The organism is Serratia sp. Ser99, from assembly GCF_024519545.1.
Classification (GTDB): Bacteria; Pseudomonadota; Gammaproteobacteria; order Enterobacterales; family Enterobacteriaceae; genus Serratia; species Serratia liquefaciens.
In genome coordinates, this window is the sequence record NZ_JALJRT010000012.1 from 34,832 (window position 1) to 49,986 (window position 15,155).

Annotated in this window: 18 protein-coding genes; 9 read left to right on the top strand and 9 right to left on the bottom strand. The window is 54.6% G+C overall.

Features of this window, described 5'->3' with window-relative positions:
* Positions 1 to 93: 93 nt before the first annotated feature.
* The gene (locus tag NR114_RS20805; protein WP_149573765.1) at positions 94 to 528 is read left to right on the top strand and encodes a DUF3574 domain-containing protein; all 435 of its coding nucleotides are present in this window, start codon (positions 94 to 96) and stop codon (positions 526 to 528) included.
* Between the two features lie 31 nt (positions 529 to 559).
* On the opposite strand, the gene NR114_RS20810 is transcribed toward NR114_RS20805, so the two are convergent.
* Entirely contained in the window at positions 560 to 1,744 is a 1,185-nt protein-coding gene (locus NR114_RS20810) for a NupC/NupG family nucleoside CNT transporter (RefSeq protein WP_234529006.1), read from the bottom strand.
* Between the two features lie 336 nt (positions 1,745 to 2,080).
* Here NR114_RS20810 and NR114_RS20815 point away from each other — a divergent pair, with 336 nt between their 5' ends.
* Complete coding sequence (locus NR114_RS20815) at positions 2,081 to 2,821, top strand: SDR family oxidoreductase (RefSeq protein WP_234529005.1); 741 nt, start codon at positions 2,081 to 2,083, stop codon at positions 2,819 to 2,821.
* Positions 2,822 to 2,911: 90 nt separating this feature from the next.
* Here the strand turns inward: NR114_RS20815 and NR114_RS20820 are convergent, their stop codons facing one another.
* Complete coding sequence (locus NR114_RS20820; protein ID WP_020837642.1) at positions 2,912 to 3,775, bottom strand: YicC/YloC family endoribonuclease; 864 nt, start codon at positions 3,773 to 3,775, stop codon at positions 2,912 to 2,914.
* Between the two features lie 126 nt (positions 3,776 to 3,901).
* Between NR114_RS20820 and rph the strand changes: the two genes are divergently transcribed.
* Together rph and pyrE are read left to right on the top strand one after the other, a co-directional pair.
* Positions 3,902 to 4,618 (top strand): ribonuclease PH, encoded by a 717-nt coding sequence (gene rph / locus NR114_RS20825; protein WP_234529004.1) that lies wholly within the window; start codon positions 3,902 to 3,904, stop codon positions 4,616 to 4,618.
* A gap of 93 nt (positions 4,619 to 4,711) precedes the next feature.
* Positions 4,712 to 5,353, top strand: coding sequence for an orotate phosphoribosyltransferase (gene pyrE, locus NR114_RS20830; RefSeq protein ID WP_020837639.1), 642 nt, complete (start codon positions 4,712 to 4,714; stop codon positions 5,351 to 5,353).
* Between the two features lie 47 nt (positions 5,354 to 5,400).
* On the opposite strand, the gene slmA is transcribed toward pyrE, so the two are convergent.
* The 3 genes from slmA to coaBC all read right to left on the bottom strand — a co-directional run bounded on the left by slmA (position 5,401) and on the right by coaBC (position 7,911).
* Positions 5,401 to 5,997: a nucleoid occlusion factor SlmA gene (gene slmA, locus NR114_RS20835; protein WP_020837638.1), complete on the bottom strand. Its 597-nt coding sequence runs from the start codon at positions 5,995 to 5,997 to the stop codon at positions 5,401 to 5,403.
* A 260-nt stretch (positions 5,998 to 6,257) separates the two neighbouring features.
* Positions 6,258 to 6,716: a dUTP diphosphatase gene (gene dut / locus NR114_RS20840; protein WP_046374864.1), complete on the bottom strand. Its 459-nt coding sequence runs from the start codon at positions 6,714 to 6,716 to the stop codon at positions 6,258 to 6,260.
* A complete protein-coding gene (gene coaBC / locus NR114_RS20845; RefSeq protein WP_234529003.1) occupies positions 6,694 to 7,911 on the bottom strand; it encodes a bifunctional phosphopantothenoylcysteine decarboxylase/phosphopantothenate--cysteine ligase CoaBC in 1,218 nt (405 codons plus the stop codon). Before coaBC ends, dut begins: the two co-directional genes overlap by 23 nt.
* Before the next feature lie 180 nt (positions 7,912 to 8,091).
* Between coaBC and radC the strand changes: the two genes are divergently transcribed.
* The 4 genes from radC (at position 8,092) to mutM (ending at position 10,343) form a co-directional block, all read left to right on the top strand.
* Positions 8,092 to 8,775, top strand: coding sequence for a DNA repair protein RadC (gene radC, locus NR114_RS20850; protein ID WP_234529002.1), 684 nt, complete (start codon positions 8,092 to 8,094; stop codon positions 8,773 to 8,775).
* A gap of 263 nt (positions 8,776 to 9,038) precedes the next feature.
* Entirely contained in the window at positions 9,039 to 9,275 is a 237-nt protein-coding gene (gene rpmB / locus NR114_RS20855) for a 50S ribosomal protein L28 (protein WP_004931195.1), read from the top strand.
* Positions 9,276 to 9,286: 11 nt separating this feature from the next.
* Positions 9,287 to 9,454, top strand: coding sequence for a 50S ribosomal protein L33 (gene rpmG, locus NR114_RS20860; protein WP_002208990.1), 168 nt, complete (start codon positions 9,287 to 9,289; stop codon positions 9,452 to 9,454).
* Between the two features lie 79 nt (positions 9,455 to 9,533).
* On the top strand, positions 9,534 to 10,343 hold the full coding sequence (mutM, locus tag NR114_RS20865; RefSeq protein ID WP_044554887.1) for a bifunctional DNA-formamidopyrimidine glycosylase/DNA-(apurinic or apyrimidinic site) lyase: 810 nt from the start codon (positions 9,534 to 9,536) through the stop codon (positions 10,341 to 10,343).
* Here the strand turns inward: mutM and coaD are convergent, their stop codons facing one another.
* Genes coaD through waaA form a run of 3 tightly spaced genes read right to left on the bottom strand, consistent with a single transcriptional unit; the run spans position 10,344 to position 12,884 of the window.
* Positions 10,344 to 10,829, bottom strand: a complete 486-nt coding sequence (coaD, locus tag NR114_RS20870) for a pantetheine-phosphate adenylyltransferase (RefSeq protein WP_020837609.1) — start codon at positions 10,827 to 10,829, stop codon at positions 10,344 to 10,346. It abuts the gene before it with no gap.
* Between the two features lie 3 nt (positions 10,830 to 10,832).
* Positions 10,833 to 11,606 (bottom strand): glycosyltransferase family 2 protein, encoded by a 774-nt coding sequence (locus tag NR114_RS20875; RefSeq protein ID WP_256814466.1) that lies wholly within the window; start codon positions 11,604 to 11,606, stop codon positions 10,833 to 10,835.
* Complete coding sequence (waaA, locus tag NR114_RS20880) at positions 11,607 to 12,884, bottom strand: lipid IV(A) 3-deoxy-D-manno-octulosonic acid transferase (RefSeq protein ID WP_115060835.1); 1,278 nt, start codon at positions 12,882 to 12,884, stop codon at positions 11,607 to 11,609.
* Positions 12,885 to 13,009: 125 nt separating this feature from the next.
* On the opposite strand from waaA, the gene NR114_RS20885 reads away from it, so the two are divergent.
* Positions 13,010 to 14,023 (top strand): glycosyltransferase family 9 protein, encoded by a 1,014-nt coding sequence (locus NR114_RS20885; protein ID WP_046374869.1) that lies wholly within the window; start codon positions 13,010 to 13,012, stop codon positions 14,021 to 14,023.
* Between the two features lie 32 nt (positions 14,024 to 14,055).
* Here the strand turns inward: NR114_RS20885 and NR114_RS20890 are convergent, their stop codons facing one another.
* Positions 14,056 to 15,153 (bottom strand): glycosyltransferase, encoded by a 1,098-nt coding sequence (locus NR114_RS20890; RefSeq protein WP_256814467.1) that lies wholly within the window; start codon positions 15,151 to 15,153, stop codon positions 14,056 to 14,058.
* Positions 15,154 to 15,155: the final 2 nt, after the last annotated feature.

Consider the following 15,155-nt stretch of genomic DNA (forward strand, 5'->3'; position numbering starts at 1 on the left):
TGCTGACTATGCTTTTTGCATGCGATCCCGAGACCGCTTGGCGGTGAGGGATCTCTGGCTGATGATGGTGTTTACTGAGGAACATGAAGATAAATGAAAGCTACTTCCCTGCTGGCGGCGGCTGCCGCTGTGACCATCCTGTTGAGCGGTTGCGTTGCGCCGGTTCAGAACGCTGGGCCGCAAAAATCGGCGACCTGCCAGGTTGGCGATCCTATGGTCCAAACTACGCTTTATTTTGGCCTTAATCGCCCTGCGGGGCCGGCGATCGGTGCTGCCGAATGGCAGAATTTTGTCGATCGGCAAGTGACGCCGCGTTTTAAAGATGGGTTATCGGTATTTGATGCCAAAGGACAGTGGTTGGGTAATGACGGCAAGCTGGCGCGCGAAAACAGCAAAGCGCTGATGCTGATTCATGCGCCAGGCAAGGAAAGTGAAACCCATATTGAGGCATTGCGCAGCAGCTATAAACAACAGTTTGCACAGGATTCCGTGATGCGGGTTGATGCGCCCGTGTGCGTCGCGTTCTGATAAGCTCCCGGCCCGCAGGCCGGGATAGTGTTTACAGTACCAGTCCGGTGATGGCTGCCGAAAGCAGGCTGACCAGCGTGGAACCATAAACCAGCTTCAAACCAAAACGAGAAACCACGTTACCTTGTCGCTCGTTAAGCCCTTTGATTGCCCCGGCGACGATGCCGATAGAGGCAAAGTTGGCGAAAGACACCAGGAATACCGACAGAATGCCCAGGCCGCGCGGTGACAGCTCCGTAGCGATTTTCTTCAGTTCGATCATTGCCACAAACTCATTGGCCACCAGTTTGGTCGCCATAATGCTGCCCGCTCGTAGCGCATCCGGTGCCGGGATACCGATCAGCCAGGCCAGTGGATAGAATACATAGCCCAGGATTTGCTGGAAGCTGATGCCGAACACGGCGGAGAACAGAGCGTTTACCGCTGAAATCAGCGCAATAAAGCCAATCAGCATGGCGGCGATAATCATCGCGATTTTGAAGCCCGCCAGGATGTACTCGCCCAGCATTTCAAAGAAGCTCTGGTCTTCATGCAGCTTGCTCAGTTTCAGTTCGGGTTCATCGTCCAACTGATAAGGGTTGATGATCGACAATATGATGAAGGTACTGAACATGTTGAGGATCAGCGCGGCTACCACGTATTGCGCATCGATCATCGACATGTAGGCACCGACGATGGACATGGATACCGTCGACATGGCGGTGGCTGCCATGGTGTACATGCGACGCGGCGAGATATCGCCGATGATGCCCTTGTAGGCGATAAAGTTTTCAGACTGGCCGAGCACCAGCGTGCTGACGGCGTTGAAAGATTCCAGTTTGCCCATGCCGTTAACCTTGGACAGCAGGGTGCCGACCAGACGGATAATCAGCGGCAGAATGCGGAAATGCTGCAAAATACCGATCAGCGCGGAAATAAAGATAATCGGGCATAACACGCCCAGGAAGATAAACGCCAGCCCGTCTTTACTCATGCCACCAAACACAAAGTCGGAACCCTGTGCGGCGTAGGTCAGCAGCGTTTCAAAGAAACCGGCAACGTGCTTGATGACGCTCAGGCCGCTTTCTGAATGCAGGAAGAAATAGGCGAGTGCGCCTTCAATGACTAAAAGCTGAATAATATAACGCAGGCGGATTTTCTTGCGGTCATTACTGACCAGTAGTGCCAGGGCGATGATCACCACCAGGGCAAAAATAAATTGCAGAATTTGCGGCATAAAGAGTCCGTACGGCTTAACGGGCAGGAAAAAACACATTTAGCCACAGCTCTCCCGGCCTTTCATTACATTACGTGATAATTAGAACAAAATACTTTCGGTAAGCCGGGTAAGTTGCCGATTGTCATCCTCTCTTACTTATCGGCAGTTTTTCATAAATAAATTCAACGCGAATTTCACGGCGAGAGTCGCTTGTGACCCGGTTTTTTACGGCTGTACTATACTTCAGTCTTTGCGATGGCTTATAAATCGCATGGTTATTTTTGGCTTCACGACACATCGCGACATCCGGTTCTATAACGGAGGCTTTATGGCCTTTTTGCTGAGGAGAACTGTATGAACCAGATTTCAGGCAAGGTTGTGATTATTACCGGCGCCAGTAGCGGATTGGGCGAGGCGACAGCTCGCCATCTCGCCGCTCGGGGCGCAACGTTGGTATTGGCAGCGCGTCGCAAAACGCGTCTTGATGCATTGGCGAATGAAATCATCGCGGCCGGGGGTAAAGCGCTCGCGGTAGCGGTAGATGTCACTCGCCGTAACGACGTGGAGGCAATGGTCGATGCCGCAATAACGGAATTTGGGCGCGTTGATGTGTTGGTGAACAACGCAGGGTTAATGGCGATAGCCCCGCTGAGCGCCACCCGGGTCGACGAATGGGAACGGATGATCGATATCAACCTCAAAGGCGTGCTGTATGGCATTGCCGCTGCGCTACCGGTGTTTGAGCAACAGCAGAGCGGTCACTTTATCAATGTCGCCTCCGTCGCCGGTCTGAAGGTGCTTAGCCCGGGCGGCGCCGTTTACAGCGGCACCAAGTTTGCGGTACGTGCTATTTCCGAAGGCTTGCGTTATGAGGTGGGGGCACATATTCGCACCACCATTATCTGTCCGGGAGCCGTGGATTCTGAACTGAAGCTCGGCACCTCAGACCGTGAAAGCGTGAAGTTCGTTGAGGAGTTTTATCAACAAGCCATCCCGGCGGATTCCGTAGCGCGTGCCATCGCTTATGCCATCGAGCAACCGGCGGAGGTGGATATCAACGAAATTGTTTTGCGGCCAACCCAAGAGCTGTATTAAGCCGCATACCACCGCCGCCCGTTTCAGGTGTAGTCTTCTGCGCCATAAAAAAAGCCCGCGGGTGCGGGCTTAAGCGAATGAAGCAATGTATTACTCGATGTTCTGGATCTGTTCGCGCATCTGCTCGATCAACACTTTCAGCTCGATGGCTGAAGTGGTCACTTCGGCATTGATGGACTTGGATGCCAGCGTGTTGGATTCGCGGTTGAACTCCTGCATCATAAAGTCGAGGCGACGGCCCACGGCTTCTTTCTTCTTCAGGATGTTGTGCGTTTCTTTTACGTGAGCTTCCAGGCGATCCAGCTCTTCGGCAACGTCAATACGCTGCGCCATCAGCACCAGCTCTTGCTCCAGGCGGGTGTTTTCCAGCTGCACCTGGGCTTCTTCCAGTTTGCTGACCAGGCGCTCACGCTGCCATTGCAGAATGTTGGGCATTTGGGCGCGAACCTTGATTACTTCAGCGCTCACGCCTTCCAGACGCTGTTCGATCAGCGCTTTCAGTGCGGTGCCTTCGCTTTCGCGAGCCACAATGAAGTCATCGAGTGCACCATCCAGCGCTTGCATCAGTTGTGCACTGATGGCGTCCAGATCCTGCTCTTGAGCAGACATCACGCCAGGCCAACGCAGGACGTCGATAGGATCGATTTCCCCTTCGTCGCTCTGCATTTTTACCCAGTTGGCGGCTTCAACCAGCTGCTTGGCCAGTTTTTCGTTCAGGATCATCGAGCTTTGCGCGCTCGGATCCAGCTCAAAGCGCAGGTTGCACTCCACTTTGCCGCGGGTCAAACGACCACGAATGCGTTCGCGGATCACCGGTTCCAGGCTGCGGAATTGTTCCGGCAGACGGATGTAGGTTTCCAGATAGCGTTGGTTAACGGAACGCAGCTCCCAAGCTGCGCTGCCCCATTCACCCTTGATTTCTCGCCGAGCGTAGGCTGTCATGCTGCGGATCATTGATGCGTACCCGTAATAGGAAAAGATGGAGCGATTATAGCGTTGGACCTTCGGGCAGGATAGGCATTACGTCACGAAGCCCGTATAATGCGCAGCCAATCGTTGATAAGAAGCCGGAGAGAGCCCATGCGTCCTGCAGGCAGAGCACCACAACAAGTTCGCCCACTGACACTGACCCGTCATTATACCAAACACGCAGAAGGCTCAGTGCTGGTTGAGTTTGGCGATACCAAAGTTTTGTGCACCGCCACGGTAGAAGAGAGTGTGCCGCGCTTCCTGAAAGGTCAGGGCCAGGGTTGGATCACCGCTGAGTACGGCATGTTGCCGCGTTCCACCCACAGCCGTAACGCCCGCGAGGCCGCAAAAGGCAAGCAGGGTGGCCGTACGCTGGAGATCCAGCGCCTGATCGCCCGTTCGCTCCGTGCAGCGGTAGATCTGAAAAAACTCGGTGAGTTCACCATCACTCTCGACTGTGACGTATTGCAGGCCGATGGCGGTACCCGTACCGCGTCCATTTCCGGCGCCTGCGTTGCGCTGGCCGATGCGTTGAATGCGCTGGTGGCCAACGGCAAGCTGAAAGCCAACCCGATGAAAGGGCTGGTGGCGGCAGTTTCCGTCGGTATCGTTAACGGCGAAGCGCTGTGCGATTTGGAGTACGTTGAAGACTCTGCAGCAGAAACCGACATGAACGTGGTGATGATGGAAGATGGCCGTATGATCGAGGTGCAGGGCACCGCCGAGGGCGAGCCGTTCAGCCATGATGAACTGTTGGCGCTATTGGCGCTGGCCCGAGGGGGCATCGATACCATCTTCCAGGCGCAGAAAGCGGCGCTGGCAGACTAATTTTTTAAGGCGACTCAAGAGTCGCCTTTTTTACGCCCGGCGATCGGGCGGCAGTATTAACAGATCTAACCGACCAGACGAGGAGAAGCAGTAATGAAAGCCTATCAGCGCCAGTTTATCGAGTTCGCGCTTAACAAGCAGGTATTGAAATTCGGCGAGTTCACCCTGAAATCCGGCCGTACCAGCCCATATTTCTTTAATGCCGGCCTGTTTAATACCGGGCGTGATCTTGCGCTACTCGGGCGTTTCTACGCTGAAGCTCTGATGGATTCCGGTATCGAGTTCGATCTGCTGTTTGGTCCTGCTTACAAAGGTATCCCGATTGCCACCACCACGGCGGTGGCTTTGGCAGAGCACCATGAGCGCGACGTGCCTTACTGCTTTAACCGTAAGGAAGCCAAGACCCATGGCGAAGGTGGCACGCTGGTAGGCAGCCCGCTACAGGGCCGCGTGATGCTGGTGGATGATGTGATCACTGCCGGTACGGCTATCCGTGAATCCATGGAAATCATCGGTGCCAGCGGCGCAACGTTGGCCGGCGTGCTGATTTCACTCGATCGTCAGGAACGAGGTCGTGCGGATATTTCGGCCATTCAGGAAGTTGAGCGTGACTATCACTGCAAGGTGATTTCCATCGTGACGCTGAAGGATTTGATTGTTTATCTCGAAGAAAAGCCAGAAATGGCGGATCACCTGGCGGCGGTGCGCGCCTATCGTGAGCAGTACGGGGTCTAACTCAGTATCTACGTTACCGGGCGCGTAAAATGCGCCCGGTAACGGGTTTATTGCAGCTGTGCCGCCAGCAGTGGCCAGCGGCCATCGAACTCTTGGGTTGGGCGATAGCGGAATTCAGATCGCACGTAGCGCGACAGCATCCCCTCGCAGAACGCCAGCAGCTGGCTTGCCAGCAGCGTTTCGTCCACGATAAAGCCTTTGCCTTCCCGCAGTTTTCGCTCTTTCAGTACCTGACGCAATTGCGCTTCAATGCGTTCAAACAGCTGGTTGATGCGGCCTTGCAGGCGATCCTGTTCAAACATCAGCGCATGGCCGGTCATGATTCGCGTCAGGCCAGGGTTGCGTTCGGCGAACCCCAATACCAGCAGCAAAATCAGGCGCAGACGGTTAAAGGTCTCTTTTTCATCCTGCAAAATCAGGTTGATGCGCGTGATCAGGCTGTCTTCAATAAACTCGATCAGGCTGTCGAACATCCGTGTTTTGCTGGGAAAGTGCCGGTACAGTGCAGCTTCGGAGACTCCGACGTTAGCGGCAAGTTTAGCGGTGGTAATACGTTGGCTACCGTCGCTGGACTCCAGCATCTGGGCTAATGCCTGCAGTATTTCCTCGCGCCGATTCCTTTTGATATTTTCTTTTTCTGCCATGTCTGATTAGACCCTTGCTAAAACTGCTTAGACTTTCGGAAACCCGGGCACCGGCCGTTGCAGAGAACGCTCTGTGCGGCTTATGTGATAGCTTTTTTACGATGCTGGGGTCAGCGGCCTTAACGACCTGTATTCTCCGTGCGCCCTGGTGTGCGCTGTAATCGTAGTCGGCCAAATCTTGCCATGGAGCTGTCCTTCTCTCCGGGGTAGCAAGATTTAAGGCGACAATTCCTTGTCGTCGGTCAGGTATCAGGCAGCGCTTAGTGGCGGCCTGAGTGGCCAAAGCCACCGGCACCGCGTTCGCTGCTGTCGAACTCTTCTACCAGATTGAATTCAGCCTGTACTACCGGCACGAACACCATCTGCGCGATACGTTCACCTGGCTCAATAGTGAAGGATTTCTGACCACGGTTCCAGACGGACACCATCAGCTGGCCCTGGTAATCGGAGTCGATCAGGCCGACCAGATTGCCCAGCACCACACCGTGTTTATGGCCCAGGCCGGAACGCGGCAGGATCACTGCGGCAAGATCGGTGTCGGCAATATGAATAGCCAGGCCCGTTGGCAGCAGCGTGGTTTCACCCGGCGCCAACTCGACAGCGCTGTCCAGGCAGGCACGTAGATCAAGGCCTGCGGAACCTGGGGTGGCGTAGGTCGGTAAAGGGAAGTCCTTCCCGATACGCGGGTCGAGGATTTTAACGTCGATTTTTTTCATCATAACGGCTGACTATCTCGTCTATTAAACGTTGGCCAAGGAGTGCCTTGTCGCTCAGCGGCAGGCGCTTTTCTCCATTCTGCCAAAAAAGGTGCAAGGCATTGGTGTCACTGTTAAACCCATGCTCTGCAAGCGATACATCGTTAGCGCAAATTAAATCCAGTTTCTTACGCGCCAGTTTTTGTCGCGCGTATTCTTCCACATTCTGGGTTTCGGCAGCAAACCCCACGACAAAAGGCCGATTTTTGGTCATCGCGGCGACGCCGGCAACGATATCGGGGTTTTTTACCATTTTGAGGATGATTTCATCACCCTGTTTTTTTATTTTTTCATCGGAAATCTGCTCGGCGCGGTAATCGGCCACGGCAGCGCAAGATATAAAAATATCCTGTTGGCCGGCACGTTGCTGGACCGCCTGCTCCATTTCCAATGCGCTGTTCACGTCAACCCGAGTGACCCACGGTGGCGTCGACAGAGTGACCGGCCCCGCGATCAGCGTGACCTGTGCACCGCGTACGGCAGCGGCGCGCGCTATGGCAAAGCCCATTTTACCTGAGCTGTGATTACTGATGAAACGCACTGGATCCAGCGCTTCGCGCGTTGGGCCGGCGGTGAGCATAATCTTTAAATGTTTCAGATCTTGCGGTGCGGAGAAATGGCTGTTCGCCAGTTCGACGATTTCCAGCGGATCGAGCATGCGGCCTGGGCCGACGTCGCCACAGGCTTGGCTGCCGCTGTCTGGCCCCCATAGCAGCATTCCGCGCGCTTGTAGCGTTTGCAGATTGGCCTGGGTGGCGACGGCGCGGTACATCTGCTGGTTCATGGCGGGTGCGGCAGCGATCGGTGCCGCCGTGGCCAGGCAGACGGTGGTCAGCAGATCGTTGGCCATTCCGGCGGCGACGCGCGCCAGCAGATCGGCGGTAGCCGGCGCCAGAATCACCAGGTCCGCCCATTTGCCGAGCTCAATATGGCCCATGGCCGCTTCGGCGGCGGGATCCAGCAGATCGTCCGATACCGGGTAGCCGGAAACGGCCTGCAGCGTCAGCGGCGTGATAAAGGCTTTCGCCGCGCCGGTCATTATCACACGCACTTCCGCGCCTCTGTCACGCAGGCGGCGTACCAGTTCTGGGCATTTGTATGCGGCGATGCCGCCACTGATGCCAAGCACAATATGTTTGCCGGAAAGTCCCGTCATCATGATTGTCCGATTGAATCCGAAAGATGTGGCATTTTAGCATAACCGCCCGACAGGTGAGTGATTCCGCTATGCCTGCAACGAGTTACATTGTGCTTTGCGCAGCACTTCGCAATGTTATCAAACACCTGTCGTTGGCCGCGTCACTGCGTGGCATGCTGTGGCGTTTTCGGGAGGGTGTTAATGAGCAGTCAGGTAATCACCCTGTGGCCGGGTACGTTGGCGCCACGGGAAAAATTGTTGCGTTACGGGGCCTCGGTATTGTCCGACGCGGAACTGCTGGCCATTTTCCTGCGCACCGGCTTTCCCGGCGTGCATGTTATGCAGTTGGCGGAGCAGTTATTGGAGCAGTTTGGTTCGCTGTATCACCTGATGTCGGCGGAACATTCGGTTTTTTGCAGTCACAAGGGGCTGGGTAATTCCAGTTATGCCCAACTGCAGGCGATTTCGGAGCTGGCGTTCCGCTTCTTTTCCAGCCATCTGGCCCAGGAAAATGCCATGCTCAATCCGAAGATGACCCAGCATTATCTGCAAAGTTTGTTGGCTCACCATGAGCGAGAAGTGTTTTTGGTATTGTTTTTAGACAATCAGCACCGTGTTATTCGCCATCAGGAGATGTTTGCTGGTACCATCAGCAGCGTCGTCGTATACCCGAGAGAAATTGTGCGCGAAGCGTTGAAGGCTAATGCGGCCGCCATTATTCTGGCGCATAATCATCCTTCGGGTAAGGCTGAACCCAGCCACGCCGACCGTTTGATAACTGAGCAAGTGGTTAATGCCTGCCTGTTATTGGAGATCCGAGTGCTCGATCATTTGGTTATAGGTCGGGGTGAATGCGTCTCTTTTGCCGAACGCGGATGGCTTTAAGCGATTTTTTCGCGATCCTTATGGGATCTTTAGCTGTTCGGGACTTGAGCACTTACGCTTCAGAGCGTATACTACGCCACCTTTGAGAATCTTGGGTTTGGCGCAAGAGCCTATCTCAGCAGGTTTCTAACCTGATGTGTGGTTTCTGACCTGATGACGAGAGTCTCCTCAGTATGAAGTTTGCTGAGATGGGCTCTAAAAGCCTGACGAGGCGGCCATACCCTATACGAAGCTCGAGCTGATTTGATTTTTGGAGAATAGACATGTCCCGAGTCTGCCAAGTTACTGGCAAGCGCCCGGTGAGCGGTAACAACCGTTCCCACGCAATGAACGCGACCAAACGCCGTTTTCTGCCGAACCTGCACTCACACCGTTTTTGGGTTGAGGCTGAGAAGCGCTTTGTAACTCTGCGTGTATCTGCTAAAGGTATGCGTGTTATCGATAAGAAGGGTATTGAGACGGTCTTGGCCGATCTGCGTGCCCGTGGTGAGAAGTATTAAGGAACTGAATCATGGCTAAAGGTGTTCGCGAGAAGATCAAGCTGGTTTCTTCTGCTGGTACTGGTCACTTCTATACCACCACGAAGAACAAGCGTACTAAGCCGGAAAAATTGGAACTGAAGAAATTCGATCCAGTTGTCCGTCAACACGTACTGTACAAAGAAGCTAAAATTAAATAATTTTAGTGGATTAATAAAAACCCGGCCTCGGCCGGGTTTTTTGTTTTATAAAGGTAGGAAATCAACGGGAGAGCGCCAGATGCCTGAATTACCAGAAGTTGAAACCAGCCGACGCGGGATTGAACCTTATCTTGTCGGTCACAGCATTCAATATGCGGTGGTGCGTAATGCCCGCCTGCGCTGGCCGGTTTCCGAGCAAATTCTGGCGCTGAGCGACCAACCGGTGCGCAGCGTGCAACGCCGTGCCAAGTATCTGCTGATTGAACTGGACCACGGTTGGATTATTGTTCACCTGGGCATGTCCGGCAGCCTGCGCATGCTGGCTGAGGAAACCGAAGCCGGCAAGCACGACCACGTCGATCTGGTGATCAGCAATGGCATGACCCTGCGCTATACCGATCCCCGCCGTTTTGGCGCCTGGTTATGGTGCGAGGATCTGGCGGCCAGCAACGTGCTGGCGCACCTGGGGCCGGAACCGCTAAGCGAAGCCTTTAATGGCGCTTACCTGTACGAAAAGTCACGCAACAAGCGCACGCTGATCAAACCCTGGTTGATGGATAACAAGTTGGTAGTCGGGGTAGGCAACATCTACGCCAGTGAATCGCTGTTTACCGCCGGGATCTTACCAGACCGTCCAGCTGGCTCGCTGAGCAAAGCGGAGGCGGAGTTATTGGCGGAGACCATCAAGGCGGTGTTGCTGCGTTCAATCGAACAGGGGGGCACCACGCTGCGCGATTTCCTGCAGTCAGACGGTAAACCGGGTTATTTCGCGCAGGAGTTGCAGGTGTACGGCCGTGCGGGGGAGCCTTGTCGCGCATGCGGCACGCCGATTGAGTCTGCCAAACACGGGCAGCGCAGCACATTTTTCTGCCGTCGCTGCCAGCGCTGATTAGTGTTCGGCGAGCTTTTCGAACAATGCCTGAGTGACTACGGCCGGCAGGAAAGGTGAGATATCGCCGCCGTGCCGTGCAACTTCCTTCACCAGGGTGGAGGAGATGAACGACCACTCTTCGGAAGGCATCAGGAACACGCTTTCCAATGTCGGCATTAAATGGCGGTTCATGTTCGCCAACTGCAATTCATATTCAAAATCAGAGACCGCACGCAAGCCGCGTACCAGAATATTGGCATTCTGATGGGCGGCAAAGTGCGCCATCAGTTCACTGAACCCCAGCACTTCCACGTTATCCAGATGCGACGTCACCTGGCTGGCCAAGGCTACGCGTTCATCCAACGTGAACAGCGGCTTTTTGCTCGGGCTGGCGGCGATGGCCAGGATGACGTGATCGAACATCAAAGATGCGCGTGTCACCAAATCCAGGTGGCCGTTAGTCATGGGATCGAAAGTACCGGGATAAATGGCTTTACGGGTCATGATTCACTTCTCTGAAAAGTTGCGGCCCAATGCCCAGAGTGCGGCATATTTATTGAAGGTATATTGCGCGTTGACCACGGCTAACAGCAACCCCTGTTTACCGTCTAGAAAACCGGCACGCAACAGCCAGGTTTTGCAAAAGGCGCCAAGGGTGTGGGTCAGTATCGACAGATAGCCGCAGCGCTTGCCTGCCTGGTGGCGTTGAATGGCCCACTCTTCGGCATAACGCAGCTGTTTGCGTTGAAAGGCAAAGAAGTCACGGCAGGTCAGGTGCAGCAGATCGCCGCTAAGGGGCACCACTTTCGCCCCGTCAGTATTGAGCGACTCGTGCACCAGATTGTCATTATAGCGATAACGCCGATTGGCATACAGGCGGTTGACGCGGTCGGGATACCAGCCGCTGTGGCGCATAAAGCGCCCCAGGAACAGGTTGCGGCGTGCGCAGCTGTAGACCTTATTCTCATCTGGCGCGGCCAGCGCTTGTTCAATAGACTGGCGCAATTCCGGCGTAACGCGTTCGTCGGCGTCAATCATCAGAATATAGTCGTGGCTGGCGTAACTTTGAGCCAGTTGCCGCTGTTTGCCGAAGCCCTGCCAGTCGGTATGGGTGAATACTTTGGCACCCAAGCTTTCGGCAACGGCGACGCTGTCATCCTGGCTGCCAGAATCGAGCATGATGATTTCGTCTGCCCAGGCAACGGAGTGCAGGCAATCCGGCAGCAGCCCGGCCTCGTTCTTGGCGATAATCACCACCGACAGGCTTTTACGGTCGCTCATTTAATGGCTCCGAGGCGGCAGGTGCGGTTCCAACAGTTGCAGCAGGCGTTGCAGCGCTCCCTGATTTTGATACAGCACTTCCACCGCGTGGCGGCCGTAATAGCGACGATAGTCTTCGTCGGTGAGCAATGTAGCCACTTCCTTGACCAGTGATTCCTCGTCGGTCACGGTGATCAACCCTTCCGCTTGCGACAGTTTGGCGCAAATGTCCTTGAAGTTGAAGGTATGGGGACCCATCAGTACCGGAATGGCATGTGCCGCGGCTTCCAGCGGGTTGTGTCCGCCACGTTCCACCAGGCTGCCGCCAACGAAGGCCAGATCGGCAATGCCGTACAGCAGCATCAATTCGCCCATAGTATCGCCGATCACCACCTGAGTACCGCCGGAAGGGATTTCACCGCTGCTGCGCAGGGTGTAACTGAAACCAGCTTTTTGTACCAGATCTTTAGCGGTAGCGAAGCGTTCCGGGTGGCGAGGCACCAGGATCAACAGCAGGTCAGGGTGTTTCTCCAGCAGTTTTCGGTGTGCAGCCAGCAGAATGCTTTCTTCACCTTCATGGGTGCTGGTGGCGATCCACACCGGGCGACGCGGCGCCCATTGACGGCGTAAAGTGACCGCGCGTGCGGCCAGTTCTGGAGTAACGGAAATATCGAATTTCAGGCTACCGGTAACGGTAAGCTGTGAGCGTTTCAGGCCAAGTTCGATAAAGCGCTCGCCATCTTCCTGATTTTGCGCGGCGATCAGCGTAATGCGGCGCAGCATATCGCGGACAAAACCGCCGATTTTTTTATAACCGGCGGCTGAGCGGGCAGAGAGACGGGCGTTGGCGATCACCAGCGGAATTTGGCGCTGATGCAATGCGTTAATCAGGTTGGGCCACAGCTCGGTTTCCATGATGATGACCAGCTTGGGATTCACCTGATCCAGGAAACGGCGCATCGAGCCAGGCAGATCGTAAGGCAGATAAACGTGGTGAACGTCTTTACCGAAGGCGGACTGCACGCGTTCTGAACCTGTCGGGGTCATCGTGGTCACAGTAATCGGTAAATAGGGGTAGCGGTGGCGTAGCGCGCGGACCAAGGGGATGGCGGCCAGCGTTTCACCCACGGAGACGGAATGCAGCATAATCCCGCCCGGCGCGACTTTACCGGCGCAGAAGCCATAGCGTTCTGCCCAGCGTTTACGGTAGGCTGGAGCTTTGCGGCTGCGCAACAGTAAGCGGAGCCAGATCAGGGGTTGGATAAGGTAGAGTAGTACCTGATATAAACGCAGCAACATTCTATCAATTTCATTTATATGGGTTATTCAGAATAGTACCATAACTGGAAGGGAAAGGCGCTAATTTGGTAACCTTGGGTGTCAGTTTCAGACAACAGGCGAGAGATTTCGCTGATAGGCTTGGAATGAAGAATATTTTAATTATTCGCCGTGACAATATTGGCGATCTTGTTTGTACAACCCCGTTGATCGAAGGGGTGAAAATTGCCTATCCGGACGCCAAACTTTATCTGTTAATCAATAAAGTTAGCCAGGATGTCGTTAAAAATAACCCGCATCTGGAAAAAGTCTTTGTCTATAAAAAAGCAAAGCATAAGGCGAAAAATGAAACCACGCTGGGGGTTTATTTCGAACGGCTGATGATTTTTCTTCAGCTGCGTAAAATAAAATTCGACGCGGCCATCCTGGCCAATCCGGTACCCTGCAAGTACAGCCTGCGATTGGCAAAAATGGCCGGGGTCAGCAATATCATTGGTGCAGATTTAGGCACGCCTGATATTCATCATCCTTTCCGCAAGGCGAATTTCAGCGGAAAACATCAGGTAGAACATACCTTCAGCTACCTCTCGGCTATTACCGAACAACCCATCCCTATCCCGCCGGTGCGGGTGTTTCTGACCGCGGAAGAGCGTCAACAGGCTGCGCAGCGGTTGCAAGCCAGCTTACCGTCGGTCGAGCGGATTTGTGCCGTTCATATCAGCAGCCGCAGCCCTAAGCGGCGCTGGCCGATCGAACGCTATGCTGAAATTATCAATCGTTTAGTTGCTGAACCCAACACGGGGGTCCTGATTTTTTGGTCGCCTCAGGGCACGCTGACGCCGGATGATATTGGCGATCAGAAACGGGCAGAGCAACTGTTGGCGCTGTGCCAGAACGAGCGTGTGGCGCTGTACCCAACGGCGTCGGTGCGGGAATTACTGGCCGGTTTTGATTTATGCGACAGGGTGTTGTGCAGCGATGGTGGGCAGATGCATCTGGCTGCCGCGTTGAATAAAGATATGGTGGTGTTCTTTGGCGATACGGATAAAGAATCCTGGCACCCATGGTCCGGCCGCTATCACATTTTGCAGACCGAATCGGGTGACTGTATTGATGTGCCCGTTGATGATGTGTGGGAAAAAATACAGGCGTTCAATTAATTAAAAATAAGGCAGGGTTTCCCCTGCCTTAATTATTTTTTGAGCGATAAATATTGCTGACAAATAGGCTGTAACCCATAGCTCAGCAGCTGTTGGTGATTAATCTCCGGGGGCGAGGCATACATTTTCGCCATTTTTTCCGCCAGCGATTTTTCATTGAGCTCCGCCAATGCGTTTTCCATTCCCGCTTTTTCCAGAATTTCCGCAGGACCGCCCGGGCAACGGGTGCTGACCACCGGCGTATCGCACAGCAGCGCTTCAACCAGTACGTTGCCAAAGCCCTCACTGTCGGAGCTCAGCACCAGCAGGGATGCGTGGCGAATAAACGGGTAGGGATTGGCCTGGAAGCCGAGAAACAGCACGCGTTCGGCAATGCCTAACTGGTTCGCCAGTTGCTTCACCTGCGCGATATGGGATTCGCTGCCGGTGCCGATCAGCGCCAACGGCGCCTGTATACCCGATTGGGCATAGGCTTTCAGCAGGCGATCGTGCCGTTTGTGCGGATGAAAACGCCCAACGTGCACCAGGTAATCTTTGCCCGCCAACTCGCAGGGCTCTGCCGCCTGCTGCTCGATGCTGGCAATGTCGAACGGATTATTGATCACTTCCAGTCTGCTTGGCTGGATCGGCAGGTTCCGCTGTAAATCGTCCCCGACGGCTTTTGATACCGCAACGATATTTCTGCCTTGGTAAACCGCCGCGATTTTTCGCTGTTTCAACCAGCGATCCAGCCCCTTGCGGTGGCCCAGATAAGAGGTTGAAAGGATGCCGTGAATGCAAAACCACAGGCGATCTGACGAGAGCAGTTTGCTGCGGCTGACGATGCGATCGGTTTTATGCAGGTTGGAGAACACCAGATCATAGGCGCCCTGTTGCCGTTCGTTATCTGCGATGGCCTTGTCCAACGCGGCGGCGCGGCGAGACAGCTCGGTCAGTTTACGCCATGGCGAACGGCTGCTGTCCGCCACCACCTGGTAGTGAATGCCGGTAGGGATAGGGTAGTTACAGACATCGCGCAATGAAATCAGGCTGACGTCATTGCCCATTTGCTGCATGCCCTGGCACAGCGTCAGCACCACTTTTTCTGCGCCGCCGCCGGGCAGACCGTCGATAATCATCAGAATACGCATAG

Excerpts from the sequence above, each read along its gene's own strand:
- NR114_RS20805 (WP_149573765.1), top strand. The coding sequence starts at position 94 with ATGAAAGCTACTTCCCTGCTGGCGGCGGCTGCCGCTGTGACCATCCTG.
- NR114_RS20810 (WP_234529006.1), bottom strand. The coding sequence starts at position 1,744 with ATGCCGCAAATTCTGCAATTTATTTTTGCCCTGGTGGTGATCATCGCC.
- NR114_RS20815 (WP_234529005.1), top strand. The coding sequence starts at position 2,081 with ATGAACCAGATTTCAGGCAAGGTTGTGATTATTACCGGCGCCAGTAGC.
- NR114_RS20820 (WP_020837642.1), bottom strand. The coding sequence starts at position 3,775 with ATGATCCGCAGCATGACAGCCTACGCTCGGCGAGAAATCAAGGGTGAA.
- rph (WP_234529004.1), top strand. The coding sequence starts at position 3,902 with ATGCGTCCTGCAGGCAGAGCACCACAACAAGTTCGCCCACTGACACTG.
- pyrE (WP_020837639.1), top strand. The coding sequence starts at position 4,712 with ATGAAAGCCTATCAGCGCCAGTTTATCGAGTTCGCGCTTAACAAGCAG.
- slmA (WP_020837638.1), bottom strand. The coding sequence starts at position 5,997 with ATGGCAGAAAAAGAAAATATCAAAAGGAATCGGCGCGAGGAAATACTG.
- dut (WP_046374864.1), bottom strand. The coding sequence starts at position 6,716 with ATGATGAAAAAAATCGACGTTAAAATCCTCGACCCGCGTATCGGGAAG.
- coaBC (WP_234529003.1), bottom strand. The coding sequence starts at position 7,911 with ATGATGACGGGACTTTCCGGCAAACATATTGTGCTTGGCATCAGTGGC.
- radC (WP_234529002.1), top strand. The coding sequence starts at position 8,092 with ATGAGCAGTCAGGTAATCACCCTGTGGCCGGGTACGTTGGCGCCACGG.
- rpmB (WP_004931195.1), top strand. The coding sequence starts at position 9,039 with ATGTCCCGAGTCTGCCAAGTTACTGGCAAGCGCCCGGTGAGCGGTAAC.
- rpmG (WP_002208990.1), top strand. The coding sequence starts at position 9,287 with ATGGCTAAAGGTGTTCGCGAGAAGATCAAGCTGGTTTCTTCTGCTGGT.
- mutM (WP_044554887.1), top strand. The coding sequence starts at position 9,534 with ATGCCTGAATTACCAGAAGTTGAAACCAGCCGACGCGGGATTGAACCT.
- coaD (WP_020837609.1), bottom strand. The coding sequence starts at position 10,829 with ATGACCCGTAAAGCCATTTATCCCGGTACTTTCGATCCCATGACTAAC.
- NR114_RS20875 (WP_256814466.1), bottom strand. The coding sequence starts at position 11,606 with ATGAGCGACCGTAAAAGCCTGTCGGTGGTGATTATCGCCAAGAACGAG.
- waaA (WP_115060835.1), bottom strand. The coding sequence starts at position 12,884 with ATGTTGCTGCGTTTATATCAGGTACTACTCTACCTTATCCAACCCCTG.
- NR114_RS20885 (WP_046374869.1), top strand. The coding sequence starts at position 13,010 with ATGAAGAATATTTTAATTATTCGCCGTGACAATATTGGCGATCTTGTT.
- NR114_RS20890 (WP_256814467.1), bottom strand. The coding sequence starts at position 15,153 with ATGCGTATTCTGATGATTATCGACGGTCTGCCCGGCGGCGGCGCAGAA.